The 11,227-nt window shown below is 46.3% G+C and carries 14 protein-coding genes; 4 read left to right on the forward strand and 10 right to left on the reverse strand.

Annotated features, from left to right (window positions below):
• Positions 1-137 precede the first annotated feature (137 nt).
• Genes HRU21_06460 through HRU21_06470 form a run of 3 tightly spaced genes read right to left on the reverse strand, consistent with a single transcriptional unit; the run spans position 138 to position 1,844 of the window.
• A complete protein-coding gene (locus HRU21_06460) occupies positions 138-479 on the reverse strand; it encodes a stress response translation initiation inhibitor YciH (protein NRA41938.1) in 342 nt (113 codons plus the stop codon).
• Positions 480-482: 3 nt separating this feature from the next.
• Positions 483-965 carry an NADAR family protein gene (locus HRU21_06465; GenBank protein ID NRA41939.1) on the reverse strand — a complete coding sequence of 161 codons (483 nt, stop codon included), beginning with the start codon at positions 963-965 and terminating at the stop codon, positions 483-485.
• A gap of 30 nt (positions 966-995) precedes the next feature.
• The gene (locus HRU21_06470; protein NRA41940.1) at positions 996-1,844 is read right to left on the reverse strand and encodes a zinc ABC transporter substrate-binding protein; all 849 of its coding nucleotides are present in this window, start codon (positions 1,842-1,844) and stop codon (positions 996-998) included.
• Between the two features lie 60 nt (positions 1,845-1,904).
• Between HRU21_06470 and HRU21_06475 the strand changes: the two genes are divergently transcribed.
• On the forward strand, positions 1,905-2,684 hold the full coding sequence (locus HRU21_06475; GenBank protein NRA41941.1) for a metal ABC transporter ATP-binding protein: 780 nt from the start codon (positions 1,905-1,907) through the stop codon (positions 2,682-2,684).
• Complete coding sequence (locus HRU21_06480; GenBank protein NRA41942.1) at positions 2,674-3,459, forward strand: metal ABC transporter permease; 786 nt, start codon at positions 2,674-2,676, stop codon at positions 3,457-3,459. The genes HRU21_06475 and HRU21_06480 overlap by 11 nt, the downstream gene beginning before the upstream one ends.
• 76 nt (positions 3,460-3,535) lie before the next feature.
• Here the strand turns inward: HRU21_06480 and HRU21_06485 are convergent, their stop codons facing one another.
• From HRU21_06485 to HRU21_06505, 5 genes are all read right to left on the reverse strand, one after another.
• Positions 3,536-4,195 (reverse strand): SCO family protein, encoded by a 660-nt coding sequence (locus HRU21_06485; GenBank protein NRA41943.1) that lies wholly within the window; start codon positions 4,193-4,195, stop codon positions 3,536-3,538.
• 30 nt (positions 4,196-4,225) lie between these two features.
• Positions 4,226-5,137: a protoheme IX farnesyltransferase gene (locus HRU21_06490; protein ID NRA41944.1), complete on the reverse strand. Its 912-nt coding sequence runs from the start codon at positions 5,135-5,137 to the stop codon at positions 4,226-4,228.
• Between the two features lie 27 nt (positions 5,138-5,164).
• On the reverse strand, positions 5,165-6,400 hold the full coding sequence (locus tag HRU21_06495) for a COX15/CtaA family protein (protein NRA41945.1): 1,236 nt from the start codon (positions 6,398-6,400) through the stop codon (positions 5,165-5,167).
• A 9-nt stretch (positions 6,401-6,409) separates the two neighbouring features.
• Complete coding sequence (locus HRU21_06500) at positions 6,410-7,027, reverse strand: hypothetical protein (protein ID NRA41946.1); 618 nt, start codon at positions 7,025-7,027, stop codon at positions 6,410-6,412.
• A gap of 13 nt (positions 7,028-7,040) precedes the next feature.
• Positions 7,041-7,817 carry an SURF1 family protein gene (locus tag HRU21_06505; GenBank protein NRA41947.1) on the reverse strand — a complete coding sequence of 259 codons (777 nt, stop codon included), beginning with the start codon at positions 7,815-7,817 and terminating at the stop codon, positions 7,041-7,043.
• An 89-nt stretch (positions 7,818-7,906) separates the two neighbouring features.
• Between HRU21_06505 and HRU21_06510 the strand changes: the two genes are divergently transcribed.
• On the forward strand, positions 7,907-8,266 hold the full coding sequence (locus tag HRU21_06510) for a DUF2909 domain-containing protein (protein ID NRA41948.1): 360 nt from the start codon (positions 7,907-7,909) through the stop codon (positions 8,264-8,266).
• 202 nt (positions 8,267-8,468) lie between these two features.
• Positions 8,469-9,575: a phosphoribosylaminoimidazolesuccinocarboxamide synthase gene (locus HRU21_06515; protein ID NRA41949.1), complete on the forward strand. Its 1,107-nt coding sequence runs from the start codon at positions 8,469-8,471 to the stop codon at positions 9,573-9,575.
• A gap of 9 nt (positions 9,576-9,584) precedes the next feature.
• Here the strand turns inward: HRU21_06515 and moaB are convergent, their stop codons facing one another.
• Together moaB and HRU21_06525 are read right to left on the reverse strand one after the other, a co-directional pair.
• Complete coding sequence (gene moaB / locus HRU21_06520; protein ID NRA41950.1) at positions 9,585-10,085, reverse strand: molybdenum cofactor biosynthesis protein B; 501 nt, start codon at positions 10,083-10,085, stop codon at positions 9,585-9,587.
• Complete coding sequence (locus tag HRU21_06525; protein NRA41951.1) at positions 10,075-10,968, reverse strand: sugar nucleotide-binding protein; 894 nt, start codon at positions 10,966-10,968, stop codon at positions 10,075-10,077. The genes moaB and HRU21_06525 overlap by 11 nt, the downstream gene beginning before the upstream one ends.
• Between the last annotated feature and the right edge of the window lie 259 nt (positions 10,969-11,227).

The following is an 11,227-nucleotide window of genomic DNA, read 5'->3' on the forward strand; positions in this document are numbered from 1 at the left end:
CGCATGAAATGCACGGTACAAATACGAGGAGCCATCAACCAATACAATCGGTTTCTGCTCAGGCGCCTGTGTCGACATAAACATATTCCTAGATATTACGCTTAATTTATTCGTTAGCAGATAAAAACCAGGAGCAACTAGCCACCTGAAATCTTTACATCCCAGCCTTTTTTTGACAGTTCAGCTAGCAGCACTTGGCGCTGATCGCCCTGAAACTCAAGCACCCCCTGCTTAATGGCACCGCCAACACCGCAGCGTTTCTTGAGCTGCTTATGCAGGGCTTTTAGTGCCTGAAGCTCAAGCGGTATGCCAGTTACTAGCGTAACGCCAGCACCCTTTCGGCCCTTGGTTTCACGCTGAATTCTTACCCGGCCATCGCCAACCGCAGATGTCGCTGCTGTGGCACAAGCGCCTTGATGCTGGGGCTCGCTGCACTTGGGACATAAACGACCGTGTTCAGTTGAGTAAACCTTTGCCATAGTTTAACTTGAGCTCTCCGCCTGCTGCTCTTGACGTAACTTCGCCCTGACCTGCATTAACACCTTACCGTATTGATTCTCGCCGCGTCGGTCACGACCACAGCCCCAATAATAGTCGTATGCGCTACTTTCAATAATCTGTTTATCTGCCGTTTGCATCAGCGCATCATAGACGGCTTGATTTGTTCTCGCTGAAATATACACAGCACGCGTCATCATAATTTTGCGCGTTGTTTTCCAGTCTTTGCGAATTTTTTTTAAGCGTGTACGACCAAGCTGCCTGGCTTTTTTCGCCGAGGGCGCTAAAGAGATCTTGCGCTGATAATGTTGGTCATCAAACTTCATCGCTTGAAAATAGTGCTCAACCGTTGGCCAAGTAAAGTCGTCCAGTTGAAAACTATTAGCCGCATAAGAGGCTAAAACTTCACTCTCATCAGAGCGTGATAAAAAAATTGCGTCATCTTCGATCGCTGGAAATAGCGCCATAATTAAACTTACCTATTCATACAGACGGGTTTATATGCATGCCTTCAAAGCCATCGTGTTACGACGCCAATACTGCAACCATTCACCGGGCGCCAGCCCTGCTTGCGCTGCCATGGGCGACAGCTTAATAAAGCTTAGGCTTGGAAACTTACGCCTGAGCTGAGTTAATTCCATATCCGGCTCCTCAACAACACATGCCACCTCACCGTTTGCCAGTCGCTGTTGCACTAGTAGGTTTTGTTTTTCACCCTGATGATGATGACCATGTGAAGATGATTGCGAAATGTATAAGGGCTCGGGCAAGGATAGGTCGCGCAGCCACTGGGCAAAGGCAGAATGCAGCAGAACCACCTGGGTATTTTGAGAAAACTCAGCCGCGGCGTTCTGATATTGCGCCTGCAATTCGGCCGCCAAACGCATCTTACGCTGCATGATTTGTTCAGCCTGTGATGGCGTCTGCTGCGCCAGCTGCGTTGCAAGACTATCGATCAGCTCTAACTGTTGCTGCATACCCAGCCATGCATGTGTCTGCTGTTGTAAGGATACCCATGCGCTATGAGGATAATTAGCCGCCAGCTTAGCCAGTTTTGGCTCAGCTTCTGCGCCCAACCAGTAAAACGTCGATGCCGACTGGATACGTTTTAAGTCAGCAATACTAAATTGATAATCGTGCACATTGCTTGATGCACTTAACAGTACTTGCGCTTCCTCTAATTGTTGGTCAACCAATTCGGCATATATGATGGCCAGTGGCCGGATAGAAAATAATGGCTTGGCCTCGGAAGCGAAAACAAACTGGCAAAAAAAACCACTTAACAACAATCCGATACTGGCAAAGACTTGATAAAGCGTTCTTGTGCTGACGCCTATTAACAACATAACTTGACCCTAGTAATAATCCCTCTACTATACCACAGCTATGCCAGAAGAAGCTTAATCATGCCTAACATTCTTGAAGCGCAGTCGCTACATTTTCGTATTGGTCATAAAGTCATCTTAGAGAATATTTCTCTGACTTTAGCTACAGATGAAATCTTAACGATTGTTGGACCCAATGGTGCCGGTAAGTCATCACTGTTACGCCTATTGATTGGCCTGGAAAAGCCCACACAGGGAAAAATCATTCACCATAAAGCGCTTCACTTTGGCTATATGCCACAGCGATTACAACTCAATACACTGATGCCGTTATCGGCAGGCGATTTTATTCACCTAGGCCACTCTAAAAACACACGAATATCGACAACTGTGCAACAACAATTGTTTATGCAACTGAATATTCAAAATGTGCTGAAACATTCGATGCACGAGCTTTCAGGCGGCGAACGGCAGCGCGTTTTGCTCGCGCGTGCCTTAATGCAAGCTCCTGATATTCTGGTGTTAGATGAGCCCGCTCAAGGCGTTGATATTAGCGGACAAAACCGCTTATACGAATTGATTAATGATGTTCGACGCATCCACCCATGCGCGGTATTGATGGTGTCTCATGACTTACACCATGTAATGGCCACCACCGATCGCGTTATTTGTTTAAACCAACATATCTGTTGCCAAGGCCACCCGGACAGCGTTACCAGCAGTGATGAGTTTTCAGCTCTTTTTGGTGATGCACAAATGGCAGCATTGCGTCACTATACCCATCATCATGACCACCATCATGATCTGCACGGCGACGTTATTGCCGGCTCACATCACGACGGCTGCCAACATGATCATTGAATTAATCTACCCAAGCTTAATTATTACCGCCTGCATAGCGCTAAGTGCGGGCCTGCTAAGCTGCTTTGTGGTGTGGCGCCGTATGGCATTTTATGCAGACGCTCTGTCACACTCTGCGATATTAGGCACATCTGTGGCATTGCTTGTGGCAGTTCACCCCTTGTATGGTCTGATGCTCTATGGACTCATTGTGGCACTGGCACTGAGTCACTTCAGTCAAAAGCTACAGCTTTCTTCAGACACATTCTTAGCGATTATTTCGCAAACCAGCCTTGCGCTTGGGCTGCTGGCGCTGAGCGCGCTGCCGCAACAATATTCTATTGAAGCATTACTATTTGGCGATATTTTAGCAGCCAGTAAAGCAGACATTTGGCCTGCTGCTGTGCTAAGTCTCGCGATTCTTGCAATCACGATTTACCACCGACAAGCATTGGTGCGGCTATGCTTAGATGAAGAATTAGCAAAAACTGAAGGCGTTAATACGCAAGTGATGAATGCACTGCTGATGCTAATGCTGGTTGCATTAATAGCGCTGGCCATACAGTTGCTGGGGGTATTGCTGGTTTCTACGCTTTTGCTGATGCCCGCTGCAACCGCCCGGTCGTTTGCTCGCAGCCCAGGCATGATGTTAGCGCTATCACCGATTATCGCTATCTTGGCTTGCGCACTTGGGCTATCGATAAGTATTTACTTTGACAAACTGATGACGGGGCCAACTATTGTGGTCGTTGCCGCTTGCCTATGGCTGCTATCACTTTGTCGCCAGCAATCTTAAACGCAAAGTTTCCTCACATAAGCGTCTGAAAATACGGCTTATAAGCGGCAAAAATCAATGTGCCACATCCAATGCATTATGGATAAAGCTTACGTATCGCTGGATATTTCAGTGTTAGTTCATCGACGGTAATCGGCGGCTTGATAAAACCTTGGTAATCACCACGATCATTTAACACAAAGATATAAGCTGAATGATCCATTGTGTAGTCATCACCCTGGACAATCTTTTTGAACGGCGCATTGAGGTTGCTGGCAAAATTATACAGCTGCATAAACTCACCCGTTAGGCCAATAAAGCTTGGATTAAAATAGGCTAGATAGGCATTCAGCACCTCTGGTGTATCGCGCGCAGGATCAACAGAAGCCAACACAATTCGAGTAGAATCTAACAGTACTCTGTGATCAGGCTGCTGCTTCATCGATTGATAAAACTGATGCAACACCGCCAACGTGGTGGGGCAAATATCCGGGCAATGGGTAAAACCAAAAAACACCAGGGTCCACTTACCTTGTAGATCCGCTTTGGAAAATGGCACTGCTTGCTGATCAAGTAAACTAAAATCATTTAGCAGACGAGGCTTTTCAAATAAATAGACACCTTTTTCACGCAGCTGGTCTTTACTCAAGGAAGCTGGCGTGAGCAGTTTGTTAACAAATAGGCCAAGCGAGGCGGTAATAATACATCCTACTATTACCAGCGTTTTGACAATGCCTCGTCGTTGAGAATCTTGCATAGTTATAAATACCGCAGCGGCAAAAGAAAATTAAAACAACTCAATGCCAATAACGACATTTTCAGGAAGAGGTGGCACCAACCAATGGTCTAGCAGCATCACTAAAAATAAGGCCATTAGATAGATAATAGAATATTTAAAGGTTTCCATGGGCGCTTTTGGATTATTGCCGCGCAGAAGCACAATAGCCCAGTATAAAAAACCGATACCCAAGATCACGGCACCAAGTAAATACAGCCAGCCACTCATGCGCGTAGCAAAGGGCAGCAAGGTCACCACAAACATAATGATGGTATAAAGCAAAATATGTAAGCGCGTATACTGATCACCATGCGTTACCGGCAACATTGGTACATCAACCTTGGCATACTCTTCTTTGCGGTGAATAGCCAAGGCCCAAAAGTGTGGCGGCGTCCAGGCAAATATGATCATAACCAACAGTAAACCGTGACCATCAATCGAGTTGGTGACAGCGGTCCAACCCAGTAAGGGCGGCGCTGCACCGGCTAAGCCACCGATAACAATGTTTTGCGGTGTTGCACGCTTTAACCATAAGGTATAAACCACTGCATAACCCAACAATGATGCCAAAGTTAGCCATGCGGTTAATGGGTTGATCAGTGCGATCAACATGGCCATGCCAGCAAGCCCTAAAACTGAGGCAAAAATAATGGCATGCAAGGTAGGAATTTTTCCGGTAGCTACAGGGCGATTTTGCGTGCGCGCCATAACCGAGTCTATACGCTGATCGACCAAATGATTGACCGCTGCAGCAGATCCCGCACAGAGCGCAATACCAAGATTACCCCAACATAAGACCGACCATGCGACCATGCCATCGGCAGCCATAAACATGCCTATGACTGAGGTTAACAACATTAACAACACCACATTCGGCTTGGTTAATTCGTAATAATCTCGCCAACTCACTGATTCAGTCATCGCTGCATCAGTCATATATTTCTCCAACTAAGGTTGAGCTTGCGCACTTGCTAGACGGTAATTTAAGTTCACCAGCACCAGCAACAGTACTGCACCAACAGCATTATGCAAAACCGCCACATTCAACGGGAAGTGAAAAATAATATTACTCAAGCCAAGCACTAGCTGCGCAATCAACACAAACAACATAATATAAGCAGATCGCGACACAAGCTCGGCCTTCACCGCTAAGAGTTTTACAAATAATAGCAGTAAAAAAGCGCTAGTAATAATCGCGCCAATGCGATGCGCCATATGAATTGCGACGCGCGCCTCATTTTCCATTTGCCCACCAAGATAATTGGGGCCGATCTCCTGCAAGATATTGAAGCCTTTCACAAAGTCCATTGCCGGCCACCAAGCTGACTGACAGGTCGGCAAATCAGGGCAAGCTACTGCTGCGTAATTTGAGGTTGTCCAACCTCCTAAGGCAATTTGCAACAGCACTACCGTTAAGCCAAGCTTTGCCCAGGGTTTGACGCGCATTAATTGCTGCAACTGCAAGGTCGGCAGCTGCCAATGCTGGCCCCGCAAACGCTGATAGAGTATCCATATAACCGAGACGACACTGAAACCACCCAATAGGTGTAATGTGACCACTTGCGGCCAGACTTTTAAGGTCACGGTCCACATGCCAAACAAACCCTGTAATATTACTAGCGCCACTAAAAATGTACTGAGCTTTAATGCCGCGGGGGTTGAATCGAATAGTTTTGCGCAAACGGCAATTACCGCGAATGCTGCCAGCACCACCAGCCCCGCGACAACATCATAAATATCATGCATCGCTTCAGCGCCATAATCCCATTGCATTTTCAAAGCGATTTTTATCACCAAGGCCAATAGTAGACAACCAACCACTGTCGACATAATCAGTTTTTGCTGCCTATCCTTGCTCTGTCTGAAGGCTAAGCCAAACAACAACAGGGCAATAAAACCGAGACTTGAAGCAAATAATCGGTGCACCTGCTCCGGCCAGGTCTTATCCGATTCAACTGGAGTTTCAGCATATATCGCATTAGCTTGCTGAATTTGTGCCTCGGTTTCAGGCCATAACACATAGCCATAACAAGTGGGCCAGTCCGGGCAGCCTAAACCCGCATCTGCCAGCCGCGTAAAAGCGCCAAAGGCGATCACTACGAAAGCGGCAAATATCGCGAATAAAGCCAGCTTGGCGGCCAGACTACTGGCCGTTTGAGTTTCGACAGTATCTGAGTAAGACATCACCAGCACCTACGAGTTTTTTATCAGAAACTTCATATCCGAGATGACTTGCTTATAATTGTGGGCATCGCTATAAAACATCATAAGCCAGCCGGCCGGATCTAAAACATAAAAACTAACGTCATGAGCGGCTTCAATATCGCTAAGCATCGGCGTCTGCTGATTAGCCCATGACTGAAAACTATCGCGATCAACTGTAATCAATTGATGCGCTTGATATTCACCTTGCAGCAGCTGCTGAAGCTGCTCACTTTGTTCTGCCTGTTGCGACAGATATACGGTACGAACACGCAGTCTGTACTTACCTAAGGCCTCACGAATTTGACGGGTAAGGTATAATTTCTGCTGACAACGCTCAGCACAATCAGCATTGCCAAGCACTAGAAAGGTCCATTTGCCCGAATCATCGGCAAAACTATAAGGCTGACCATCTGCCCGCAACGATAATTCAGTAGTTGGCTTAGGCGGGCTAATTANCTCACCCTTATTATGCGTACCTAAACCTTCACTGCGATCGACAACGAAATAATAGTAACCGGTCATTAACAAGGTGCCGAGAATCGGCAGGGCAAACAGTAAAATCAGCTCGATGCGCTGACGACGAAGTTGTTGAGCAGAAACAGTCATAAATCAGTTGCCGTTAATTTTCTCTTGCCACGCTGGCCCATACGAACAGCACAGCCAATAAGCTTGCCAACAAAAACCATTGAATCGCATAGCCAATATGCTTTTCAGGCGTGTTGTTAACCAGCTGCCAATGGCTAGCAAACAAAAATGGTGATTGACGATCTAGGCGAATTACCATGTTTGACAATGCAGGTGCCAAAAAAGGGTGCGAGATTTTATCATTGTTCGCCCAAAGCGTGTATAAATTTTCAACGTCTAATTGCTGAACCACTTGTTTACCGCCACGCTGCAGTAATTGCTCATCGCGATAATCTGCCAACAAGCTGTTGCGGCGAGGCTGATATGCATAACCGTCAATTTGTACGTTAAAAGCAGGGGTTTTGATCTCTGGCAGAATATCTCTGCTTTGTGTTGCCGCAATAAAGCCCCTAGAGACAAACACTGCCGCAGTGGCTTTTGTAGCGTCCTGCATTGGCGAGGCTAAATCAAATACTAGCGGCTGCACAACTTCATAGCCAACTTGACCCGCATAGACTTGATTGTCGAGCAAAAACGCTTCAGGCAGCAAGCGACCGGACACGCGAATCGGCTGGTAGTCGGCCAAATCGGCATTTGCCGCGTAATTTAGATTAACCGGCTCTGAGGCAATCAGCGTTTCAAACTCATTTATGGTTTGGCGCTTCTGTTCCGCACGATCTAATTGCCAAAAGCCCAAGCGCATTGTAAGCGGTAAGAATATCAGCACAAATAACGTCAACTTCCAATTTAAGCGAAATTTGATGGCTGTCATAAAGGGTACTCAATATAATGGGGCTGCATTATCGCTCAATTCACAATATTTTACACGGCTCAGGCAGCAGCCTAAGATAAGTTAATATCATGATAAAACTCAGTATACTTATTACGTTTGTTATTCTTGTTATCAGCTTGTTTAGCAGCCTTTTTTTTGTTTATAAAGATGAAGGCGCCGGCAATCGCGGCCTTTATTCGCTGAGCTTACGTGCCGGCTTAGCTATGCTGCTGCTGGCTCAAATCGGCTATGGCCTAGCCACAGGCCAAATCGGCAGTAGAGCGCCGTGGGATAAATTTGATGCACCTAATGCACCGCCGGTAAAAGCTTTTCAAAGCAAGGCGCCTGAAGCCAATGATCCGATTAAAGACCGCGCACTTGAAGAAGCACGCAAAAGCTATCTTGAGGGTCAGCAAGCACTTGAGCAGCAGCGTCAGGCCAACCCTTAGCATCACTTCTGCGTACTCAGCCCTCAGTGCGTTTAGTTCGTTGATTCGTTTTATTCATCATAAAAATTATCACAATATGCGATTCAAGCCTCAAGCGCAGGCCGATAGTTGAAACAGAGCTGCAAGCCTATAAATACAGTTGCCTAAATCAGCGGCGCTCAGGTAAAATTTGAATCTTCCCGCCACAATTGAGACCCTCCCCATGGCAAGCGAGCTTGGCAGTGTATTATCGGTTAATGACGACCTTCCTATTCGCACCGACAAACCGGTACACTCGGGTAAAGTTCGAAGTGTTTATTGGTTAAGCAAAGCCGACAGCGCTAGGCTAATCAAACAAAAAGCATATAACATAGCTGCTGATAGTGAGTTAGCAGTGATGGTCATCTCCGACCGTATCTCAGCATTTGAATGTATCTGGCGAGGTGAAGGTGGCATTGCAGGTGTACCTGGCAAAGGCGCAGCTTTAAATGCCATATCCAACCACTGGTTCAAACTTTTCAAACAGCAAGGTCTAGCCGACAGCCATATTTTAGACACGCCTCACCCACTGGTTTGGATTGTGCAAAAAGCTCGCCCCATCATGATAGAGGCTATTGCTAGGCAATATATTACCGGCTCTATGTGGCGCGCATACGCCAAGGGTGAAAGGGATTTTTGTGGCATCACCTTAGCGAATGCATTAGAGAAAGATCAAAAGCTGGCAGAACTATTAATCACGCCATCTACCAAGGGCATTCTGAAAGGCTTAGCAGGCGTACCTGAGCAAGACGACGTCAACATCAGCCGTAAAAATATTGAAGATAACTTCAAAGCCTTCAATTTTTTAAAGCCTAGCGATATTNATGACTACGAACATTTATTACGTCAGGGTTTTGCCACCATTGAAGAGGCACTAGCGCAGCAAGATCAAATCTTTGTCGACACAAAATTTGAGTTCGGCTATGTTACCGACGCTCAGGGTAATGACAAACTGATCTACATGGATGAAGTCGGCACGCCGGATTCTTCGCGCATTTGGGATGGCGAACAATATAGAAATGGCAAGGTCGTCGAGAAGTCTAAAGAAGAATTTCGCCAGCTGCTATTAAACTACTTTGATGATCCAGACATTCTAGTCAATAAAGACCGTTTTGAAGAACGTAAAGCTCTTGCTGCAAACAACGAACTACCTCTCAGCGTGATTCAACAAGTCTCAGATACCTACAGGTCGATCGCTGAAAAAATTACAGGCGAGACATTAAATATTCCAAGTGATCCTAAAGCTGAGATTCTCGCGATACTGAAAAATCAGTATCAACTAGTAGATTAAATCTTCGTCTTACCAGCCCAGTGCACCAATAAAATTACAGGGCTTATGAGTACTGTCTAGTTGGTCTGAAATCACACCTTGGTAGGCAGTTTTACAGGCGCCGGTTGAACCTGGCAGACAGAAAATCACGGTTTTATTGGCGAGGCCTGCGAAAGCACGTGACTGAATAGTTGAGGTGCCAATCTCCTGGTAAGATAAAGCCCGGAATAGCTCGCCGAAACCCTCAATATGCTTATCAAACAGCACCGATAAGGCCTCTGGGGTTGAGTCGCGATTATAAAAGCCGGTACCGCCGGTCGTAATAACGACCTGAATATCATTGTCCGCAATCCAAGCCGACACAGTGGCGCGCAGCTGATACACATCATCCTTAACAATCTGTCGCGCATAGACGCTATGACCATCTTCCACCAAAAGCTGGGCCAAGCAATCGCCAGAAGTATCGTTGCTTTCATCACGGGTATCAGAAACGGTTAGCACCGCCACTTGTAAAGATTTTTTATCGCTCATAAATAGGTTCTACCGAGGATTGAGATTGCGCAAAGTACTGTTTCACAGTGTCGGACAAATAACTGCGCCATGTTTTTTGATGAATGCCAAACACCGAGCGTATTTTATCGCATTTGAGTATCACTGGCTCAAAATAAAACGCGTCGCAGGGGTCGGCTAGATGCGCAAAACGAATATCTGAGGGCACTAAACGCGCATCAAACTGCGAGGCCTGCGCGACAATCGACTCGATAAACTGAAAGCCAATCACCGGGTCAGAACAGCTGTAATGGTAAGTGCCCCAAGCCTCCTGTGTGAGCTCAAGCTGCAGCATCATCGCTACCAGCACACGCGCTAAGTCAGCCATAGCCGTAGGGCAGCCTTTACCCGCGCTGTTCAGACCGATAGTGTCGTGATTGCAGGCATAATCGATAACATTGGTCATGAAGTTTTGCGGCTGTTGGCAAAACAACCAGCTGGTACGCAAAATAATGTGTTGCTTGCTGCGCCGGCTAATCAACTTCTCTAACTCTAGATAAAGCTTAGCGGTATTATGATTGGGTGAAGCGAGATCAGTCTCTTTATAGCCCAATTTCTTGCCATCAAACACCATCGCCGATGACAGGAAAATAACCGGCTTTGCGGCGTTTCTGGCACAGCGTTCAATACGCTCGATATTCGACTTAAACTGCTTTCGACCAAGCTCATCGGCTGAAAATGGCAATTGTGCAACTATCAGAAAGTAACTGGGTTGGTACTGATCAAACAGTGCCTCAAGGTCAACCATACCGCCAATGACATCGAAATTGACAGCAATAGCCTCTAGTGACTCTTCACGGGCCGAAAATTGATAATCTAACTGCTGTAAAAGCTGCTGATCATGTTGAAAAACGAAGACTTTCACGAGGTTATACTAATGCTTTTTAAGCTGATTTGACCCATGATAATAACACGTCAAATTAACAATGGGACCATATTATGCAATCTCAGATACAAAGCATTTTAGTAACGCCGAATATTTAATAAAAACAAGTAAACAAAACTTGGATTTATCCGAAAATTCGGACCAAATCTCAGAGAATTACTCGTTTGGGCACGCTCGATTTGTCGTAACTCCCGTCCCGACTTTCAAATTCTCCCGTCCCGATTTTGGGCCGGGAGAC

It is taken from the genome of Pseudomonadales bacterium (assembly GCA_013215025.1).
In the GTDB taxonomy this organism is placed as follows: Bacteria; Pseudomonadota; Gammaproteobacteria; order Pseudomonadales; family DT-91; genus DT-91.